Genomic DNA, 20275 nt, shown 5'->3' on the forward strand with positions numbered 1-20275 from the left:
GTGAGGGCCGAGAGCCGCCGAACACACAATGTCCGATCTCTCGCCTTGGAAAGCGTTCACCGTCGAACGCAAGGATCACGTCGCACAGGTCACGCTCATCGGCCCCGGCAAGGGCAACGCCATGGGCCCCGACTTCTGGGCGGAATTGCCCGTCCTGTTCGGTGAGCTCGACGCCGACCCCGAGGTCCGCGCCGTCGTCCTCGCCGGTTCCGGCCGGAACTTCTCCTACGGCCTCGACCTCGTCGCCATGGGCGGCAGCCTCGGCGCCGTCGTCTCCGGCAAGGCGCTCGCGAAGCCGCGCACGGACTTCCACACGTTGATCAAGAACATGCAGGCGGCCATCACGGCCGTCGCCGACTGCCGCAAGCCGGTCGTCGCCGCGGTCCAGGGCTGGTGCATCGGCGGAGCGGTCGACCTCATCTCCGCCGCCGACATCCGCTACGCGAGCGCCGACGCGAAGTTCAGCGTCCGCGAGGTCAAGGTCGGAATGGTCGCCGACGTCGGCACCCTCGCCCGGCTCCCGCTCATCATCGGCGACGGTCACGTCCGCGAGCTCGCGCTCACGGGCAAGGACATCGACGCCGCCCGCGCCGAGAAGATCGGTCTCGTCAACGACGTCCACGACGACTCCGATGCAGTGCTGGCCGCCGCTCACGCGACCGCCGCGGAGATCGCCGCCAACCCGCCGCTCGTCGTCCAGGGCATCAAGAACGTCCTCGACCACACGCGCTCGCCGCAGGTCGACGACAGCCTCCGCTACGTCGCGGCGTGGAACGCGGCGTTCCTGCCGTCGGAGGACCTCACCGAGGCGATCACCGCCGTCTTCGAGAAGCGCCCGCCGCAGTTCAAGGGCGAATAGACCCCGCAGACGACGGATCCCCCGGACGATCGCATCGTCCGGGGGATCCGCGTTGTACAGGCTCGGTGTCAGTGCCCGCCGTTGTTCTTCAGGCGCTCGACCGACGCGGTCACCTCGGCCTCGGCCTCGGCGCGACCGACCCAGTCGGCGGCCTCGACGTGCTTGCCCGGCTCGAGATCCTTGTAGTGCACGAAGAAGTGCTTGATGGCGTCGAGCTCGAACTGCGAGACGTCGCTGATGTCCTGGACGTGATCCCACCGCGGGTCGCCGGCCGGGACGGCCAGGATCTTGTCGTCGCCACCGGCCTCGTCGACCATCTTGAACATGCCGACGGGGCGGGCCTCGACGATCACGCCGGGGAAGACCGACTCGGGCAGCAGGACCATGCAGTCGAGCGGATCGCCGTCCTCACCGAGGGTGTTCTCGATGTAGCCGTAGTCGGCCGGGTAGCCGAACGAGGTGTACAGGTAACGATCGAGCTTGACGCGTCCGGTCTCGTGATCGACCTCGTACTTGTTCCGCTGTCCCTTGGGGATCTCGATGGTGACCTCGAACTCCACGCCTTGCCTCACTTCGTCGGTGTTTTTCCGGCGGATACGACATCCGTATCTGCGGTGATGGTCCGCAGAGAGGATAACGGTCGCGGCGCTAGGCTGGAGGTGCAGGTACCGGGGCCCCGAGTGCGTCACAGCAGTGTGCGGCCGGCAGCGGGAAGTGCGGGTAGCTGGTCGACCAGTGTGTGCAGGATGCAGCGGAGGCGTGTTGACGGGGCAGGGCGGCAACAAGAAGCAGGGTTCACTGGCAACCAGGCGACGACGGAACATGAAGATCCTCTTCGGGATCTGGGGAGCGGGTTTCCTCGCTCTCGTCGTGGGCGGAGCCTTCGCGATCTACGACGTGCGGGCGTCCGCCGGCGCGGTCGTGCTCCCCGCACCGGCACCGGTGATCGCGACCCCCGCGGTCGCCGCGGTCTCGCCCGACGCTCCGACGCCCGACCCGACCTCGCTGGCGGCGGCACTCGGCCAGGCGGTGAACAATCCCGGCCTCGGTGACTTCGCCGGGTCGATCACCGACCCCACGACCGGCACGGTGCTGTGGTCGAAGGACGCCGATCGCGCGCTGATCCCGGCCTCCACCACGAAGATCCTCACCGCCGCGGCCGCCATGCTCGTGCTGCCCTCCGATCATCGGATCACCACGCGTGTCGTCGAGGGTTCGAAGCCGGGGGAGATCGTCCTCATCGCGGGTGGCGACCCCACCCTCTCGGCGATGCCGCCCGGCGAGGAGAGCTTCTACCCCGGTGGTCCCCGCATCGCCGACCTCGCCGAACAGATCCGGCGCAGCGGCACGACGGTCGAGACGGTCCTCGTCGACACGAGTCTGTACAGCGGGGATCCGCTCGCGCCGGGCTGGTTTCCCCAGGACGTCGGCGACGGTTACGTCGCACCCATCGAACCGGTGATGCTCGACGGCGCCCGGTCGAACCCACTCGAGGACGAATCGCCTCGCAGCGCTACGCCTGCCCTGGACGCCGGTCGTGCACTGGCGACGGCGCTCGGTGCCGACCCCGCGCGGGTAGCGCTCGGATCCGCCTCACCCGGTGCGGCGCCCATGGCGTCGGTCCAGTCGGCGCCACTCACTGTGCGTCTCGGTCAGATGCTGCGCCGATCCGACAACGTCCTCGCGGAGACCATCGGACGGGAGGTCGCCGTCGCGACGGGCAACGAGCACTCGTTCGAGGGCACGACGAAGGCGGTGACCGGTACCCTGCAGCAAGCGGGTCTGGAGGTCACCGGTGTGACGTTGCGCGACGTCAGCGGGCTCTCGGTCGAGAACCGGATCCCTGCTCGTACGCTCGATCGCGTGATCTCCGAGGCGGCCGGACCGAACAGGACGGAGCTGCGGCCCATGCTCGACTATCTTCCCGTCGCCGGAGCGACCGGCACGCTCGCCGACCGCTACGGCACCACGACCCGTGCCGGAGCCGGATGGGTGCGGGCGAAGACCGGCACTCTGACCGAGGTCAACGGACTCACGGGATACACCGTCGACTCCGACGGCCGCGTGCTGTCGTTCGCTCTGCTGTCCAACGGCCGGTCCCCGAGCGAGGCTCGGCCCGCCCTCGACGCCGTGGCGTCGGTACTGCGTGAGTGCGGTTGCCGATGACCGGCAAGGAGCGGGCACTCGGCGACGCGATCGACTGGTCGTTCGCGGCCGGGGTCGGCGTGCGCCTCACCCGCTCCGAACCCGCGATGTCGCGGTACACCCGCGATGCGGTGCAGGACGAGTTGTTCTCGGCCGCCGCGCGCGCCGAGGGACCGGTGCGCGAGCACACGCGTCTCGACGACGGAACCGAGCCGCCGCCCGCGCAGGTCGTCGACCGGCCGGGCTGGGTACGTGCGGCCGCGGCGTCGATGGCCGACCTCACCGCGACCTCGGGCGAGGATCCGGCCGGCTCCTCCCTCCGCTGGGTGGGCAAACCGGCGGGCGCGCAGGCCGGCGCGATGCTCGCCTACCTGTCGTCCGCGGTGCTCGGACAGTACGACCCGTTCTCTCGTTCGCTGCTGCTCGTCGCGCCCAACGTCGTCGCGGTCGAACGCGCCCTGAAGGTGCCGCCCGCCGACTTCCGGCTGTGGGTGTGCCTGCACGAGGTGACCCACCGCGTGCAGTTCGCACAGGCACCGTGGATGGCCGAGCTGATGCGCGAGGCCGCCGCCGACCTCGCCACCGCGGTCGACGAACCGATGGGCGACGTCGCGACCCGCGTGGTGTCGGCGGTGAAGGACCTGCGTACTCCCGGCGACAAGGCGATGTCGGAGCGGGGCATGCTCGGTGTCGTGCGGGCGCTGCAGGCACAGTCTCAGCGCGAGTCGTTCGATCGGATCCTCGCGCTCGGAACGCTGCTCGAAGGCCACGCCGATCATGTAATGGACGGTGTCGGCCCGGCCGTGGTTCCGTCGGTCGCGCGGATCCGGCGGGCGTTCGACAACCGGCGGCACCGCAACAGCAGCCCGGTGCATCGCCTCATCCGGCTCGTCCTCGGCATGGACGCCAAGATGGCCCAGTACGTGCACGGCAAGAAGTTCGTCGACGCCGTCGTCGCGAAGGTCGGCACGGACGACTTCAACGCCGTGTGGTCCGGTCCGGACGCCCTGCCCACCCTGACGGAGATCGACCATCCCGATGCGTGGATCGCGCGGGTGCTGAGCTGATCGTGGCTTCACCGTCCAACGATCGTCCGCTGCTGCCCGAAGCCCCGGCGATCCACGAGGTGCGCCTCGCCGTGCGGGCCTGGCTGGGCGCGCACCCGGCCGACGCGGTGACCGTCGCGTTGTCGGGCGGGGCCGATTCCGCCGCCCTGACCGCCGCTGCCGTCGCGGAGACCGAGGCGGTGCACGCCGTCGTCGTCGATCATCGCCTCCAGTCCGGTTCCGAGGTCGTCGCCGCGCGGGCCGCGGAGTTCGCCCGGGCCCGCGGCTGCGCGACCGTCATGGTGGTCGGTGTGGACGTCACCGGTGGGGGAGGCCTCGAGGCCGCCGCGCGCGCGGCCCGCTACCGGGCGCTCGACGAGAACCGCGACGACCGGACCGTGTTGCTCGGGCACACCCTCGACGACCAGGCCGAGACGGTGCTGCTCGGTCTCGGCCGCGGATCGGGGCTGCGTTCGATCCGCGGGATGGCACCCTTCGACCCGCCGTGGGGCCGGCCGCTGCTCGGCGTGCGCCGCGACACGACCCGCCGGGCGTGCGACGAACTCGGCTACCGCCCGTACGAGGATCCGCACAACACCGACGACCGGTTCACGCGCGTGCGTCTGCGCCGTGAGGTACTGCCGCTGCTCGAGGACGTGCTCGGTGGGGGCGTCGCCGAAGCCCTCGCGCGCACGGCCGGGCAACTGCAGGACGACGGCCACGCCCTCGATGTCTGGGCCGGCGACCTGCTCGCGACAGCGCGGCGCGAGGACGACCTGCTCGACACCGACACTCTCGCGGCGGCTCCCGCCGCAGTACGACGCAGAGCCCTCCGATCGTGGCTGATCGATCACACCGTCACGCCGAACGAGACGATGCTGCGGACGGTCGACGATCTGGTAGCGGCGTGGCGCGGACAGGGCCCGGTCGCTGTCGGACGGGGCCCGCGGACGGGGACGAGGTTGGTGGTGTCGCGTCGGCGTGGCACGCTTGCCGTGGAGTACGTCGACCGGGCGAAGGTCCGGGCGACCGGCAGCAGAAGGTAGGGAAGGACCCCGGTGTACGAGAACGACATAGCGTCGGTGCTGATCTCCGAAGAACAGATCAAGGAGCGGACCGCAGAGCTGGCGCAGTCGGTCGCCGAGCGTTACCCGGTGGGTGCGCCGGAAGGCGATCTGCTGCTCATCGGGGTGCTCAAGGGCGCCATCTTCTTCATGACCGACTTCGCGCGCGCTCTGCCGATCCCGACGCAGATGGAGTTCATGGCCGTAAGTTCGTACGGGTCGTCGACCTCGTCCTCGGGTGTCGTGCGCATCCTCAAGGACCTCGACAAGGACATCGCCGGTCGCAACGTCCTCATCGTCGAGGACATCATCGACTCGGGTCTGACGCTGTCGTGGCTGCTCAAGAACCTCTCGACGCGCAACCCCGCGTCGCTCGAGGTCGTCACGCTGCTCCGCAAGCCGGAGGCCGTGAAGATCGACGTCGAGGTCAAGGACGTCGGATTCGACATCCCGGACGAGTTCGTCGTCGGCTACGGACTCGACTACGACGAGCGCTACCGCGACCTGCCCTACATCGGCACGCTGGATCCCAAGGTCTACAGCAGCTGACCTCCGGTCGAGCCGCGTCGTGAGGTCCCCGGCTCGGGGAACTCCGGTTCCGTCCCGATCGTTGTCGATTACGACGTCTTCCCGGTGTCGGCTCCGGCCGGTGCCGGGGCGACCGCTCGTTGCTACGCGGTAACCTTGCGTTGCTTGGTCAGTGACCGTCGCGGCGTGCGGCCACCCCGGGCGCGAAGCGCCGCGACTGCGAGACCCCGACGAACTCGATCGAAAGGACCGGCCGCTCGGGCCGAACCTGTATGAACCGCAAGACAGTGTTCCGTAATCTGGCGATCGTCGCCGGCATTCTGCTGGTGATCTACGCCTTCAGTTACTTCGGCGACGACACGCGCGGTTTCACCCAGGTGGACACGTCCGTCGCGGTGTCCCAACTCGAATCGCAGAACGTCAGCGAAGCCCGCATCGACGACCGCGAACAGCAGGTGCGTCTGTGGCTCGAGAACGGCAACGACGCGACCGAGGGCAGCACCGAGATCATCGCGAAGTACCCCGCGTCGGCCTCCGAACAGATCTTCGACCTGGTCGCCGCGTCGGGCGCGCAGAAGTACGACACGAGCGTCACCCAGGAGAGCTGGCTGACCTCGATCCTCATCTTCGTCCTGCCGATGATCATCCTGCTCGGCGTGTTCTTCTTCGTGATGAGCCGCATGCAGGGCGGTGGTCGCGGCGGCATGATGGGCTTCGGCAAGTCGAAGGCCAAGCAGCTGTCGAAGGACATGCCCAAGACGACCTTCGCCGATGTCGCCGGCGCCAACGAGGCCGTCGAGGAGCTCTACGAGATCAAGGACTTCCTGCAGAACCCGGCGCGCTACCAGGCGCTCGGCGCGAAGATCCCCAAGGGCGTACTGCTCTACGGTCCTCCCGGCACCGGTAAGACCCTCCTCGCGCGTGCCGTCGCCGGCGAGGCGGGCGTCCCGTTCTTCACGATCTCCGGTTCGGACTTCGTCGAGATGTTCGTCGGTGTCGGCGCCTCCCGCGTGCGCGATCTGTTCGAGCAGGCCAAGCAGAGCGCTCCCTGCATCATCTTCGTCGATGAGATCGACGCGGTCGGCCGCCAGCGCGGCGCCGGCCTCGGCGGTGGTCACGACGAGCGTGAGCAGACCCTCAACCAGCTGCTCGTCGAGATGGACGGCTTCGGCGACCGCTCCGGCATCATCGTGATGGCCGCGACGAACCGCCCCGACATCCTCGACCCGGCACTGCTGCGTCCCGGCCGTTTCGACCGTCAGATCCCGGTGACGAACCCCGACCTCGCCGGTCGCCGGGCGATCCTCGCCGTGCACTCGAAGGGCAAGCCGATCGATCCCAACGCGGATCTCGGTGCGCTCGCCAAGCGCACGGTGGGCATGTCCGGTGCCGACCTCGCGAACGTCGTCAACGAGGCCGCGCTGCTCACCGCCCGTGAGAACGGCACGGTGATCACCGAGGCGATCCTCGAGGAATCGGTCGACCGTGTCATCGGCGGTCCCCGCCGCAAGAGCCGCATCATCAGCGAGCACGAGAAGAAGATCACGGCCTACCACGAGGGTGGTCACACCCTCGCCGCGTGGGCGATGCCCGACATCGAGCCGGTTTACAAGGTCACCATCCTCGCCCGCGGCCGCACCGGCGGTCACGCGATGACGGTGCCCGAGGACGACAAGGGCCTGATGACGCGTTCGGAGATGATCGCGCGCCTCGTCATGGCGATGGGCGGTCGTGCCGCGGAGGAACTCGTCTTCCGCGAGCCCACCACCGGCGCCTCGTCCGACATCGACCAGGCCACGAAGATCGCGCGCGCGATGGTCACCGAGTACGGCATGAGCGCGAAGCTCGGCGCCGTCCGCTACGGCCAGGAGCAGGGCGACCCCTTCCTCGGCCGGTCGATGGGTGTGCAGTCCGACTACTCGCACGAAGTGGCACGCGAGATCGACGAGGAGGTCCGCAACCTCATCGAGGCCGCGCACACCGAGGCGTGGGCGATCCTCAACGAGTACCGCGACGCCCTCGACGTGTTGGCGGGCGAGCTGCTCGAGCACGAGACGCTGACCCGCAAGGATCTCGACCGGATCCTGGCCGACGTGAAGAAGCGTCCGCGGATCACGACCTTCAACGATTTCGGTGATCGGGTCCCGTCCGACAAGCCGCCGATCAAGACGCCCGCCGAGCTCGCGGCCGAGCGTGGCGAGCCGTGGCCGCCGGAACCGCCGTCGCTGACGAAGCCGGCGCATCAGCACCCGCAGTATCCGGGCCAGGGCGAGGCGCCCGCTCCCGCCGGCTACCAGCCCGGCGCGCAGCCGCAGTACCAGCCGGCGAACGGCTACCCCCAGCCCCAACAGCAGCCGCAACCCCAACAGCAGTCGCAGCCGGTCCCGGCCTCCGAGCCGCTTCCGGGCTTCCAGCCGACGGCTCCGTATCCGGGTGGTCCGCGGCACGCGACGCGTCCGGACTACGGTGCTCCCGCCGGATGGTCGGCTCCCGGCTGGCCACCGCGCGAGCAGACCCCGCAGGAACAGCAGGGTCACGGGCCGCAGGGCCCCGGACAGCCTCAGGGATACGGATATCCGCAGGGCCATCAGGGGCAGAACCCCCAGAGCTACGGACAGCCCAGCTACGGACAACAGGCCCAGGAAACGCAGAGTTTCGGGCGTCCGCAGGAGCCGCAGGACGCCGACCGTCCGTCGGACTCCGGCGAAGACGGTGCGGCAGATGCGCACCGTGGTGAGAACCACGTGGGAGACTCGCAACCGCGCGATGGTTACGGCGCTCCCGAACCCCCTCCCACACAGCGGTGGGAAGGCCCGGCCGGCCGGCACTGATCCGTGTCGGTGAGTCGGTACGGGGCGCGCATCGGGGCCGTCGGTTCCGATGGAGACGAGTGAGCGAAGAGTGGAGGGCGAGCGGGTGTCGGTGAACCACCTGAAGTCGGATACGGGTTCCGACCCGGAGGATGTGACGACCCACGAATTGAGCGTGGACGCGGGTCGTACGTTCGACCAGGCCCGAGCCGAAGCGGCCGTGCGTGAACTGCTGATCGCGGTGGGTGAGGATCCGGACCGCGAGGGCCTGCGCGACACTCCCGCCCGGGTGGCCCGTGCCTACCGCGAGGTGTTCGGGGGACTGTTCACCGACCCGGACGAGGTCCTCGACACGACCTTCGACGAAGGTCATCAGGAACTCGTCCTCGTGCGAGACATCCCGATGTACTCGACGTGCGAACATCACCTCGTGTCGTTCCACGGCGTCGCCCACGTCGGATACATCCCGGGCCCCACGGGCCGCGTCACGGGTCTGTCGAAGCTGGCGCGTGTCGTCGACCTCTACGCCAAGCGTCCGCAGGTCCAGGAACGCCTCACCCGCCAGATCGCCGACGCCATGATGCGCAAGCTGCAGCCGCGCGGCGTGATCGTCGTGGTCGAGGCGGAGCACCTGTGCATGGCGATGCGCGGCATCCGCAAGCCCGGTGCCAGCACCACCACCTCCGCCGTGCGCGGGCTGTTCCAGACCAGTTCGGCGTCGCGTGCCGAGGCCCTGGACCTGATCCTGCGCCGGTGACCGTCTTCCCCGCCGAACAGTGGCCTGTCGTGATGGGCGTACTGAACGTCACCAGTGATTCCTTCTCCGACGGCGGTCGATATCTGGACTGCGAGACCGCGATAGCCCGCGGCTTCGAGCTGCGCGAGCTCGGCGTCGACATCGTCGACGTGGGTGGCGAGTCCACCCGGCCCGGGGCCGTGCGCGTCGACCCGGAGGTCGAGGCGTCCCGCGTGGCGCCGGTCATCGCCGCTCTGGCGGAGGCAGGCATCCCCACGAGCGTCGACACGATGCGCGCCTCGGTCGCCGAGGCGGCCGTGGAGGCCGGGGTGACCATGATCAACGACGTCTCGGGTGGGCGCGCCGACGCCGACATGGCCGCGGTGGTCGCCGAGGCCGGGGTGCCGTGGATCCTCATGCACTGGCGTCCCCTCGGCGAGTTCGTCCACGCGGGCGGTTCGACGCACTACGAGGACGTCGTCCGCGAGGTCCGCGACGAGCTGCTCACGCAGGTCGACATCGCGGTGGCCGCAGGCGTGGACTCCGACAAGATCGTGCTCGATCCCGGTTTGGGTTTCGTGAAGGAACCCGACCACAACTGGCAGTTGCTGCAGCGCCTGCCCGAACTCACCGACCTGGGTTTCCCGGTGCTCATCGGGGCGTCCCGGAAGCGATTCCTCGGATCGCTGCTCGCGGCGCCCGACGGCACGGTCCGCCCGCCCTCGGGTCGTGAGGTCGCCACGGCCGTCGTCTCGGCGCTCGCCGCCACACACGGCGCATGGGGCGTACGCGTCCACGACGTGCAGGCATCCCGCGACGCGCTCGCGGTGGTGCGTGCCTGGCAGCGCGGCAGCGCGGAAGGAGTGCACGCGTGAGCGACCGCATCGAACTACGGGGACTGACGGTCAGCGGCAACCACGGCGTCTTCGAGCACGAGAAGCGGGACGGTCAGGACTTCGTCGTCGACATCGTCGTGTGGCTCGATCTCGCGCCGGCCGCGGCATCCGACGAGCTGGCCGACACGCTGCACTACGGCGAACTCGCCGAGCGAGCCGCGGCGATCATCGCCGGTCCGGGCCGCGATCTCATCGAGACGGTCGCGGGGGAGATCGCCGACGAGGTGCTCACCGACCCGCGTGTCGCCCGGGTGGAGGTCACGCTCCACAAGCCGTCGGCGCCGATCCCGCTGACCTTCGGCGACGTCGCCGTGGTGATCGACCGCTCCCGCAGCGATGCGACGGGGAGCGCCTGATGAGTCGTGCCGTGCTGTCCATCGGATCGAACATCGGCGACCGGCTCGCGCACCTGCGGTCGGTCGTCGACGCATTGGGCGAGCGGGCCGTCGCCGTCTCGGCGGTGTACTCGACGGCACCGTGGGGCGGCGTCGAACAGGAGGATTTCCTGAACGCGGTCGTCGTCGCGGAGGATGCCGCCTTCGGTCCGCGCGACTGGCTGCGGTTCGGCCAGGAACTCGAGGAGGCCGCCGAACGCGTCCGGATCCAGCGCTGGGGTCCGCGCAGCCTCGACGTCGACGTCGTGACCTGCGTCAGCGGCGAGGGTGAGGTGCGCAGCGACGATCGGGAACTGATCCTGCCGCACCCGCGCGCACACCAGCGGGCGTTCGTGCTCGTCCCGTGGCTCGACGTCGAACCCGAGGCCGTGCTCACCGCCGAGGGCCGGCGGCTGGGCATCGGCGACTGGCTAGACGAACTCGACGCCGCCGAACGGGAAGGTGTGCACCGCACCGACCTGACGCTGGCCGGGCCGAAGACCCAGGGACACGCCGAGTGCTGAAACAGACCCGGATCCGAGATCTGCTGGCGCTGGCCGTGCTGGCAGCGATCGTCGCGTGGTTGCTCGTCCGCACAATGTACGGTTCGCTGCCGCCCATCCCCGTCTACGCGGGAGCCTCGCTGTATCCCGTCGCGGTCATCGAGGTGATCCTGGCGTTCATGATCCGGTCGCGGGTCGGCAAGCACGAGATCGGTGAGGGCCCCGGCAGGTTGCATCCCATCACCGCCGCCCGCGCGGTCGCGCTCGCCAAGGCGTCCGCACTGGTGGGTGCCGCGAGCGCCGGAGTGTGGGCCGGTTTCCTGCTGTATCTCGTACCGCAACGCGGCGTCGTGCAGGCCGCCACCGACGACACGTCGGGGGTGCTCGTCGGAGCCCTCGCCGGCATAGCGCTGGCGGCGGCCGCGTTGTGGCTCGAATACTGTTGCCGGACACCGGAAGACCCCGACGAACCGAACGAACCGGCGCTCTGACATCGGATTTCGGGGTGGGGAAGGGCGTGTCGTCCGGCTCCGATCCGAGGACCCACCCAAGTACCCTGATGGTCATGGCAACCTCGGCGCGACCAGACAGGAATCGCCGTCCGTGGCGCAGTACCGGCTCGATGATCGTGGCCGGTCTGCTCGCTCTGGCGATGATCGCCTCGCTGCTGTTGATCTTCAGTGAGAGCGTGCAATTGCTGCGTGTCGCGGTGGTCGTCGCCCTGTGGGCTGCCACTGTCGGAGCCATCGCGATGAACAAGTACCGCCGGGAATCGGCGCTCGATCGGGCGAAGGCCGACGACCTGAAGACGGTCTACGAACTGCAGTTGCAACGGGAGATCGCGGCGCGGCGCGAGTACGAGCTGACCGTCGAGGAGAAGGTCCGTGCCGATCTGAAGCTCGACGCCGGGGAGATGGCGGCCCTGCGCACCGAGCTGGCCACCCTGCGCCGCACGCTCGAGATGTTGTTCGACGGCCGGCTCCCCGACGATGTCGTCGCCCTCGAGGGCCAGGCGGAGAAGCTGCGTGGACTGAGCGAGGCGGCGCGGGTGTCCGCTCCGCGTCCGTCGGGACCGGCCTTCGCCTCTCCCGACGACGAGCCGGTCACCGCGGAGACCGAGTCGGTCGAGGCGGCCATGCGGGCGGCGGAGGCGTCGGAGAAGACGTCCGCGAAGGGTGATGTCGAAGAACCGCGTGCCGAGAAACAGGCGAAGGTTGATTCTGCGACGGGGAAGTCCGCTACCGGGAAGGTCACGGTCGAGAAGGCGACGGCTGGAAAAGCGGCCGCAGGACCGGACGTCGAGGACGCCGAGATCGAGGACGCGGAAGTCGAGGATCAGAAGGTCGGAGACAGGAAGACGGGGGACCCGAAGACCGGGGACTCGAAGACGGGGGACCCGAAGACCGGGGACGCGAAGGTCGCGAGCGCCGAGAAGGCGGCGGACGGGAAGCCGGAGCCGCAGAAGCCCGGCAAGCACGAGCCCGGATCCGATCCCGACCCGCAGACGGACGCAGACGGGGCCGGAGCGAAGACGAAGGGCGATGACCCCGCGGAGGGGAAGGACACCGCCGCGAAGGCCGATGGAGCTGCGGAAACGACCCAGAAGGACGACGAGGACGACCACGAATCGTCCGGACGTCGCTCCCGGCGCCGTCGCGCCGACGGTGAGGGCCGGACGGTCGCGGAGATCCTCGCGTCGTTGTCGGCCGAGCGCTGATCGCGGGGCGATCGCGCGGCAGGTCGCACCCGCCCCACCTCGGACGATGAGGCGCAGATCACTCGGCCCGACCGTGGCGAGCCCCGGAAAACGCGCGCTATTGTCGAGCGGAACGTCCGGTACCCGCTGAGCGGGACTGGAACGAACGAGAGGACTCCCGTGAATTCCTTCGGGATCACCAACGCACCCGCGCCTGCGCGCCTGTCGGTAGGAATCGTGTCCGCCGGACGGGTCGGCACTGCACTCGGCGCAGCTTTCGAACGCGTTGGTCATGTCGTCGTGGCCTGCTCGGCCGTCTCCGACGTCTCGCGGCACCGTGCCGCCACGCGCCTGCCGGATTCGCAGATCCTGCCGATCGACGAGGTTGCCGGCCGCTGCAATCTCCTTCTTCTCGCCGTTCCCGACACCGAACTGTCGTCCCTGGTCAAGGGCCTCGCAGCCACCGGTTCGGTCGCCGCCGGCACGATCGTCGTCCACGTCTCCGGTGCCCACGGCACCGCGATCCTCGAGCCGCTGACCGAGCAGGGCGCCGTGCCGCTCGCGATCCATCCCGCGATGACCTTCACCGGCCACGACGAGGACATCGACCGGCTCTCCTCCGCGTGCTTCGGCATCACGGCCGCCGACGAGATCGGCTATGCCATCGCGCAGTCCCTCGTCCTCGAGATCGGCGGCGAGCCGGTCCGCGTCCCCGAGTCCATGCGCATGACCTACCACGCTGCGCTCGCCCACGGCAGCAACCACCTGGTCACGCTGGTCGCCGACGCCGTCGAGGCCCTGCGCAGCGCCCTGCAGGGGGAGGAGCTGCTCGGCCAGCAACTCGTCGACGACGCCCCCGGTGGAGTCGCCGAGCGGGTGTTGCAGCCGTTGCTCTCCGCAGCGCTCGACAACGTGCTGCGGCGCGGGCCCTCGGCCCTCACCGGGCCGGTCGCGCGCGGCGATGCCGACGCCGTGGCCGCGCACCTGCGTGCGCTCGAGGCCGTCGACCCGCTGATCGCCGCCGGGTACCGCGCGCTGTCGCTGCGATCGGCGCAACGGACCGGGTCGAAGCCGGAACTGATGGCAATTCTCGAAGGAGCTGAATACGGTGAGTGAAGCAGGACAGCGCGGATACGTGCGAGGTGAACTGACCGTTCACCACGATCCCGCAGGCCTGACCAAAGTCACCCGGGCTCTGCGCGGCGTCGGCCGCACCGTCGCACTCGTGCCGACGATGGGTGCGCTGCACACCGGTCACCTCGAACTCGTGCGCCAGGCCAAGCTCACCGGTGCCGTCGTGGTCGTGTCGATCTTCGTCAACCCGCTGCAGTTCGGGAAGAACGAAGATCTCGACGCCTACCCGCGTACTCTCGACGCCGACTTCGAACTGCTCCGCGAAGCGGGCGTCGAACTCGCCTTCGTGCCGACGGTCTCGGCGATGTACCCGCAGGGCCCGCGCACCACGATCCACCCGGGTCCACTCGGGTCGGAGCTCGAAGGTGCTGCGCGTCCCGGTCATTTCGCGGGCATGCTGACGGTCGTCGCGAAGCTGTTCAACATCGTCGGTCCCAACACGGCGTTCTTCGGTGAGAAGGACTACCAGCAGCTCACCCTGATCCGTCAGATGGTCGCCGACCTGAATCTCGACATCCGCATCCTCGGCGTTCCCACCGTGCGCGAACAGGACGGGCTCGCGCTGTCCTCCCGCAACCGCTATCTCGACCCCGAGCAGCGCGAGATCGCGACCACGCTGTCTGCGGCGCTCGTCGCCGGCGCACACGCCGCAGCGGGCGGAGCCGAGGCGATCTTGTCCACGGCACGCGACGTGCTCGCGCAGAGTCCGCAGATCGAGGTGGACTATCTCGAGGTGCGCGGCGCCGATCTGGGGCCGGCACCCGAACGCGGCGACGGCCGACTGCTCGTCGCCGCACGACTCGGCTCCACACGCCTCATCGACAACGTCGGGGTCGCCGTCGGCACCGGCTTCCTCGAACGAGCCACCGGTCCGGTGGATCCCGACGCCGAAGACAACCTGACGAACCGCTGACCCACCGATCGAATTCGGAAACGAGAAAGAAACCGAGGACGAGCATGTTCCGCACCATGATGAAGTCGAAGATCCACCGCGCCACCGTCACCCACGCGGATCTGCATTATGTCGGTTCGGTGACCGTCGACCAGGATCTGATGGACGCCGCGGATCTGCTCGAGGGCGAGCAGGTCTGCATCGTCGACATCGACAACGGCGCCCGGCTCGAGACGTACGTCATCGCCGGTGAGCGTGGATCGGGCGTCATCGGGATCAACGGTGCCGCAGCACGTCTCGTCAGCCCCGGCGATCTCGTCATCCTCATCGCCTACGGCGTGATGAACGAGCAGGAGTGCAAGGACTACGACCCGCGCGTGGTGTTCGTCGACGCCGACAACCGCCAGGTCGAGCTCGGCAACGATCCCGCTCACGCTCCCGAGGGCTCGGGCCTGATCACGCCGCGGATGCTGTCGACTCTCGACTCCCCGTCCCTGGTCTAGAGGTGCTCCTCACCGTCGACGTCCGCAACACCAATATCGTCCTGGGGGTGTTCGCGGGCAGCGGCTCGCACGCGCGGCTGCTGCGCGACTGGCGCGTCCGTACCGACCCCAGGATGACCGCCGACGAGATCGCCCTGCTGTTCCGCGGTCTGCTCGGCGAATCCGCCGAGCAGGTCACCGGGGTGGCGGCGTTGTCGACCGTGCCGTCGGTGCTACGTGAGCTGCGCGTCATGCTCGACCGCTACTGGTCGTCGGTGCCGCACGTGGTGGTGGAGCCGGGGGTGCGCACGGGAGTGCCGCTGCTCGTGGACAACCCGAAGGAGGTCGGCGCCGACCGCATCGTCAACAGTCTGGCGGCCTACCACTTCTACGGATCCCCGTGCATCGTCGTGGATTTCGGGACCTCCACGTGCGTCGACGTCGTGTCGGGCAAGGGGGAGTTCCTCGGCGGGTCCATCGCTCCGGGTGTGGAGATCTCGATGGATGCGCTGGCGTCGCGGTCGGCGGCGCTGAGGAAGGTCGAATTGCTCCGTCCCCGAGGTGTTCTGGGAAAGAACACCGTCGAGTGCATGCAGTCGGGAGCCGTCTTCGGGTTCGCCGGGATGGTCGACGGCATCGTGCGGCGGATCTGCGCCGAGGTGCCCGGTTTCGACGGTGACGACGTGGCCGTCATCGGCACCGGCGACAGTGCGCCGCTGATCATGCCGGAGTCGCGCACTCTCGAGCACCACGAGCCGGATCTGACCCTCGAGGGACTGCGTCTGGTGTACGAGCGGAACCAGGTGAGACGAGCGGCACGCGGAACTGCGGGTTCCGCTGAGCGTCATTCTGTGTAAAGATGTTCCTCGTGATCCGTTGCATGAGCACCCAGGAGTGTTGTCGAGGCTGACCGCCGCCTCGACCGATAACACATTCCTGGGAGTTTTCTCATGCGCGCTGCGCTTCTTTCCACCACTTCTGTTTCCACCGCTGCTCCGGTTGCCACTATTGCTCCGGTCGCCTTCCACCGGCTCGCCGTCGAGCGCACGTACCCCACCGAACTGTCCGCAGCGGTCGCCCGCGGCGCCGTCGTCGTCGACATCCGCTCGAACGCCGAACGTGCCGCTCAGGGAACACTTCCCGGTGCACTGGCCATCTCCGCCGATCTCGTCGCCGAGCGACTCGATCCGAGCGGCCCGGGCCGTCTCGCCCTCGCCGTCGACCGCGACGTCGAATGGATCCTCGCCTCGTCCGACGGCGCGAGCTCGCACGGTGTGGTCACCGAACTGCACGCGCAGGGTCTGCGCCGGGTCACCCACCTCGTCGGAGGCTACGACGCCATCCGCGCGGCCCGCCTGATCGGCGCAGTCGCCGAGGCCCAGCACGTCGCGCAGGACGTGGCGCGGGTCACCGCTCACTGAAAGCGCGCATCTGCAGGAATAGTGACCTCGGGTGTCCGATAGTCTGGTTACCCGTGAGTGATGCCACCGTTCAGCAGCCCGACGACACCCCCGAGCAGATGCGGGTTCGCCGCGAGAAGCGCGAACGGCTCCTGGCACAGGGTTCGGAGGCCTATCCCGTCGAGATCCCGCGCACCCATACGCTCGCGGAGATCCGCGCCGAGTATCCCGACCTCGAGCCCGACACCGCCACCGGCACCGTCGTGGGCGTTGCCGGCCGCGTGATGTTCTCGCGCAACACCGGCAAGCTGTGCTTCGCGACGTTGCAGGAGGGCGACGGCACCCAGCTGCAGGTCATGCTCAGCCTCGCCGGCGTCGGCGAGGAGGTGCTCGCCGCCTGGAAGTCCGAGGTCGACCTCGGCGACATCGTGTTCGTGCACGGCGAGGTCATCAGCTCCCGTCGCGGTGAGCTCAGCGTCATGGCCGACTCGTGGACCATGGCGTCGAAGGCGCTGCGTCCGCTGCCGGTCGCGCACAAGGAGATGAACGAAGAGGCGCGGGTGCGTCAGCGCTACGTCGACCTCATCGTGCGTCCCGAAGCACGTCGCAATGCACGCATGCGTGTCGCGGTGGTGCGCGAGCTGCGCAACGCGCTCGAGCGTCGCGGCTTCCTCGAGGTCGAGACGCCCATGCTGCAGACCCTGCACGGCGGTGCGGCGGCCCGCCCGTTCGTGACGCACTCGAACGCACTCGACATCGATCTGTACCTGCGTATCGCGCCGGAACTGTTCCTCAAGCGCTGCGTCGTCGGCGGTATCGAGAAGGTCTTCGAGATCAACCGCAATTTCCGTAACGAGGGTGCCGACTCGACGCACTCGCCGGAATTCTCGATGCTCGAAACGTACGAGGCGTACGGAACCTACGATGATTCGGCGCGGATGATCCGCGAGATCATCCAGGAGGTCGCGTTCGGGGTCTTCGGCACCCATGTGGTGACGCTCGCCGACGGTACGGAATACGACTTCGGGGGTGAATGGAAAACTCTCGAAATGTATCCCTCGCTGTCCGAGGCGATCGGCACGGACGTGACCCCCGACACCACACTGGAGGAATTGACGGCTCTCGCGGATCGTGTCGGTCTGGAGATTCCCGAGGGCAAGGGCTGGGGTCACGGCAAGCTCGTCGAGGAGCTCTGGGAGCACATGTGCGGCGACCAGCTGCACGAGCCGACCTTCGTGCGTGATTTCCCCGTGGAGACGTCGCCGTTGACACGCGATCACCGCACGGTGCGCGGGGTCACCGAGAAATGGGATCTGTACGTCCGAGGTTTCGAACTCGCCACGGGTTACTCGGAACTCGTCGATCCGGTGATCCAGCGCGAGCGTTTCGTCGACCAGGCGCGTCTGGCCTCGGAAGGGGACGACGAGGCAATGGCTCTCGACGAGGACTTCCTCGCCGCGATGGAACAGGGAATGCCGCCGACCACCGGTACCGGAATGGGAATCGACCGTCTGTTGATGGCACTTACCGGTCTGGGAATCCGCGAAACAATCCTGTTCCCGATTGTTCGACCGAACACCCGTTAATCGGATTTCGCCGCTCCATATTGCGATGCGTTAATCGGCGGGTAGTGTGGTGCCCGTCCCGCGGGGGGAAGCGCATTTGAGAGGATTTACACCACATGGCGAAAAAAGTCACTGTCACCCTGATCGACGATGTGGATCAGGAGTCGGCGGCGGACGAATCGGTGGAGTTCGGTCTCGACGGAGTGACGTACGAGATCGACCTTTCCGAGGACAATGCGGCACGGCTGCGCGAGCAGTTGGAATTCTGGATCGAACACGCTCGTAAGGTCGGCGGCCGCAAGCGGAGCAAGACCGCTGCCGGAACTGCGCCGGCTGCGCGCAAGAGCGGATCCGGAAGTGCCGGTCGCGAACAGACGGCCGCTATCCGTGAATGGGCACGGAACAACGATCTGCCGGTGTCGGCCCGTGGCCGAATCTCTGCGGAGATCGTCGAGGCGTACAACAAAGCGCACTGACGAATCCTCGTCCGTGGGGCGTCGTCCATCAGTGGACGGCGCCCCACAGTCGTCGGTGGACGGGTTGGGTTGTGGCACAGTGGCGCCTGTCACACACGTCGATCGTGCGGACGACCCGGCACGATGCGGTCGGGGAGTAGCATCCGCTCATGGCCGAGACCGTGCTCGAACCAGGTTCCACCTGCTGGCGAATTGCGCGAGCGGAGAGGTTGACCTGCATAGTCGACGCCGCCGACTATTTCCGTCACGCCAAGGCGGCGATGCTCCGGGCGGAAAAACGCATCATGCTGATCGGGTGGGATTTCGACACCCGGATCAAGTTCGAACCCGAGGGTGCAACTCTCGAGGGACCGAACAAACTCGGTGAATTCCTCGAATGGCTTCCCGAACGTCGACCCGGTCTCGATATTTATCTGCTCAAGTGGAACATCGGTGCGTTCAGTGCCCTCGCACGCGGAATGACGCCGGTGTTCGTGCTCGATTGGCTCACCGACCCGAGCCTGCACTTCGAAATCGACGGGGCGCATCCCGTGGGCGCTGCGCACCATCAGAAAATTCTCGTCGTCGACGACAGCATCGCTTTCTGTGGCGGTATCGATATGACCGTCGACCGCTGGGACACCCCGGATCATCCGGACCGGAGCAAATACCGGCGGGAGCCGAGCGGTAAACGCTACGGACCGTGGCACGACGTGACGACCGCCGTCGACGGCGACGCCGCGCGGGCCCTCGGTGACCAGGCCCGCGCCCGGTGGAAGGCGGCCACGGGGGAGGAGCTCGATCCCGTGCCGGAGCCGGAGCCGATCTGGCCCGACGATCTCGAGCCGACCCTCCGCGGTGTGGACGTGGGCATCGCGCGCACGCTACCCGCCTACGACGGGAAGGACGGCGTCCACGAGATCGAGGCGCTGTACCTGTCGGTGATCGAGAAGGCGCGGCACACTCTCTACCTCGAGAGCCAGTACCTCGCTTCGCGCAGGATCGCGGAGGCTCTCGCCGAGCGACTGCAGGAACCGGACGGCCCCGAGATCGTGGTGGTGATCCCACGCAACGCCGACGGCTGGCTCGAACGCAAGGCCATGGACGGTGCCCGGCGGGCCCTGCTGCACATGCTGTGGGAGGCCGACGTGCACGGCCGTTTCGCCGCCTACTATCCCGTCACCGCCGGCGGGGAGCCGATCTACGTGCACGCGAAGGTCGTCGTCATGGACGAGACGTTGCTGCGGATCGGGTCGTCGAACCTGAACAACCGTTCGATGGGCTTCGACACCGAATGCGACCTGGCCATCGAGTCCGCCGAACCCGGGGACGCGGTCGGCCGCGCCGCCGTCGAGCTGCGCAACACCCTGGTGGCGGAACATCTCGACGTCGACCCCGAGGTGATCGCGGAGGCCACGAAGGACGGTGGTTCGCTCATCTCCGTCATCGAACGGTTGCGCGGTCCGGGACGTTCGCTGCGGCCGTTCGAACCGGGTACGGTGTCGGACGAGGACAGTGTCCTCGCAGAAAGTGCTCTGGCCGATCCCGAACGCGCCTCGCGGAGCTTCGGACGCAGGATCGAGCGATTCTTCGCCCGTTGATCCCCCACAGCCTCTGTTCGCTTGTGGCGTACAGCTTGCGGAAACGTATCCGCCACGTGCAGCGTTGACTTCTGAAACCGGGTTTTCTC

At 68.3% G+C, this 20275-nt stretch carries 21 protein-coding genes; 20 read left to right on the top strand and 1 reads right to left on the bottom strand.

The features are described from left to right. Positions 1 to 28 precede the first annotated feature (28 nt). On the top strand, positions 29 to 859 hold the full coding sequence (locus KXC42_RS02090) for a crotonase/enoyl-CoA hydratase family protein (RefSeq protein WP_019290203.1): 831 nt from the start codon (positions 29 to 31) through the stop codon (positions 857 to 859). 68 nt (positions 860 to 927) lie between these two features. Here the strand turns inward: KXC42_RS02090 and KXC42_RS02095 are convergent, their stop codons facing one another. Continuing rightward, positions 928 to 1419 (bottom strand): inorganic diphosphatase, encoded by a 492-nt coding sequence (locus KXC42_RS02095; protein ID WP_006550524.1) that lies wholly within the window; start codon positions 1417 to 1419, stop codon positions 928 to 930. 262 nt (positions 1420 to 1681) lie between these two features. On the opposite strand from KXC42_RS02095, the gene dacB reads away from it, so the two are divergent. The 19 genes from dacB (at position 1682) to KXC42_RS02190 (ending at position 20186) form a co-directional block, all read left to right on the top strand. Next, positions 1682 to 3025: a D-alanyl-D-alanine carboxypeptidase/D-alanyl-D-alanine-endopeptidase gene (dacB, locus tag KXC42_RS02100; protein WP_219130423.1), complete on the top strand. Its 1344-nt coding sequence runs from the start codon at positions 1682 to 1684 to the stop codon at positions 3023 to 3025. Continuing rightward, a complete protein-coding gene (locus KXC42_RS02105) occupies positions 3022 to 4071 on the top strand; it encodes a zinc-dependent metalloprotease (protein ID WP_033096982.1) in 1050 nt (349 codons plus the stop codon). The genes dacB and KXC42_RS02105 overlap by 4 nt, the downstream gene beginning before the upstream one ends. Continuing rightward, entirely contained in the window at positions 4047 to 5096 is a 1050-nt protein-coding gene (gene tilS / locus KXC42_RS02110; RefSeq protein WP_052039998.1) for a tRNA lysidine(34) synthetase TilS, read from the top strand. Before KXC42_RS02105 ends, tilS begins: the two co-directional genes overlap by 25 nt. A 12-nt stretch (positions 5097 to 5108) precedes the next feature. Beyond that, complete coding sequence (gene hpt, locus KXC42_RS02115) at positions 5109 to 5663, top strand: hypoxanthine phosphoribosyltransferase (protein WP_006550520.1); 555 nt, start codon at positions 5109 to 5111, stop codon at positions 5661 to 5663. Positions 5664 to 5914: 251 nt separating this feature from the next. Continuing rightward, positions 5915 to 8473: an ATP-dependent zinc metalloprotease FtsH gene (ftsH, locus tag KXC42_RS02120; protein WP_019290199.1), complete on the top strand. Its 2559-nt coding sequence runs from the start codon at positions 5915 to 5917 to the stop codon at positions 8471 to 8473. Positions 8474 to 8543: 70 nt separating this feature from the next. Further along, positions 8544 to 9209 carry a GTP cyclohydrolase I FolE gene (folE, locus tag KXC42_RS02125; RefSeq protein ID WP_006550518.1) on the top strand — a complete coding sequence of 222 codons (666 nt, stop codon included), beginning with the start codon at positions 8544 to 8546 and terminating at the stop codon, positions 9207 to 9209. 32 nt (positions 9210 to 9241) lie between these two features. Beyond that, positions 9242 to 10063 carry a dihydropteroate synthase gene (gene folP / locus KXC42_RS02130; RefSeq protein ID WP_200886486.1) on the top strand — a complete coding sequence of 274 codons (822 nt, stop codon included), beginning with the start codon at positions 9242 to 9244 and terminating at the stop codon, positions 10061 to 10063. After that, on the top strand, positions 10060 to 10440 hold the full coding sequence (folB, locus tag KXC42_RS02135; protein ID WP_219129866.1) for a dihydroneopterin aldolase: 381 nt from the start codon (positions 10060 to 10062) through the stop codon (positions 10438 to 10440). The genes folP and folB overlap by 4 nt, the downstream gene beginning before the upstream one ends. Next, on the top strand, positions 10440 to 10982 hold the full coding sequence (gene folK, locus KXC42_RS02140; protein ID WP_006550515.1) for a 2-amino-4-hydroxy-6-hydroxymethyldihydropteridine diphosphokinase: 543 nt from the start codon (positions 10440 to 10442) through the stop codon (positions 10980 to 10982). The genes folB and folK overlap by 1 nt, the downstream gene beginning before the upstream one ends. Continuing rightward, positions 10976 to 11452: a DUF3180 domain-containing protein gene (locus KXC42_RS02145; protein WP_019290198.1), complete on the top strand. Its 477-nt coding sequence runs from the start codon at positions 10976 to 10978 to the stop codon at positions 11450 to 11452. Before folK ends, KXC42_RS02145 begins: the two co-directional genes overlap by 7 nt. 74 nt (positions 11453 to 11526) lie before the next feature. After that, positions 11527 to 12678 carry a DUF6779 domain-containing protein gene (locus tag KXC42_RS02150; RefSeq protein ID WP_257605983.1) on the top strand — a complete coding sequence of 384 codons (1152 nt, stop codon included), beginning with the start codon at positions 11527 to 11529 and terminating at the stop codon, positions 12676 to 12678. Between the two features lie 159 nt (positions 12679 to 12837). Then, positions 12838 to 13773 carry a Rossmann-like and DUF2520 domain-containing protein gene (locus KXC42_RS02155; protein WP_019290196.1) on the top strand — a complete coding sequence of 312 codons (936 nt, stop codon included), beginning with the start codon at positions 12838 to 12840 and terminating at the stop codon, positions 13771 to 13773. Then, complete coding sequence (gene panC / locus KXC42_RS02160) at positions 13766 to 14704, top strand: pantoate--beta-alanine ligase (RefSeq protein ID WP_006550511.1); 939 nt, start codon at positions 13766 to 13768, stop codon at positions 14702 to 14704. The genes KXC42_RS02155 and panC overlap by 8 nt, the downstream gene beginning before the upstream one ends. 44 nt (positions 14705 to 14748) lie before the next feature. Then, positions 14749 to 15186 (top strand): aspartate 1-decarboxylase, encoded by a 438-nt coding sequence (gene panD / locus KXC42_RS02165; RefSeq protein WP_006550510.1) that lies wholly within the window; start codon positions 14749 to 14751, stop codon positions 15184 to 15186. 2 nt (positions 15187 to 15188) lie between these two features. Beyond that, positions 15189 to 16022 (top strand): type III pantothenate kinase, encoded by an 834-nt coding sequence (locus KXC42_RS02170; RefSeq protein ID WP_006550509.1) that lies wholly within the window; start codon positions 15189 to 15191, stop codon positions 16020 to 16022. A gap of 93 nt (positions 16023 to 16115) precedes the next feature. Then, positions 16116 to 16586: a rhodanese-like domain-containing protein gene (locus tag KXC42_RS02175; protein WP_219129868.1), complete on the top strand. Its 471-nt coding sequence runs from the start codon at positions 16116 to 16118 to the stop codon at positions 16584 to 16586. A gap of 98 nt (positions 16587 to 16684) precedes the next feature. Continuing rightward, positions 16685 to 18151 (top strand): lysine--tRNA ligase, encoded by a 1467-nt coding sequence (lysS, locus tag KXC42_RS02180; protein WP_230826494.1) that lies wholly within the window; start codon positions 16685 to 16687, stop codon positions 18149 to 18151. Positions 18152 to 18246: 95 nt separating this feature from the next. Then, positions 18247 to 18606: an Lsr2 family protein gene (locus KXC42_RS02185; RefSeq protein ID WP_006550504.1), complete on the top strand. Its 360-nt coding sequence runs from the start codon at positions 18247 to 18249 to the stop codon at positions 18604 to 18606. 149 nt (positions 18607 to 18755) lie between these two features. After that, positions 18756 to 20186: a phospholipase D-like domain-containing protein gene (locus KXC42_RS02190; RefSeq protein WP_219129869.1), complete on the top strand. Its 1431-nt coding sequence runs from the start codon at positions 18756 to 18758 to the stop codon at positions 20184 to 20186. Positions 20187 to 20275: the final 89 nt, after the last annotated feature.

Source organism: Rhodococcus sp. LW-XY12 (assembly GCF_019317345.1).
Lineage (GTDB): Bacteria > Actinomycetota > Actinomycetes > Mycobacteriales > Mycobacteriaceae > Rhodococcus > Rhodococcus pyridinivorans.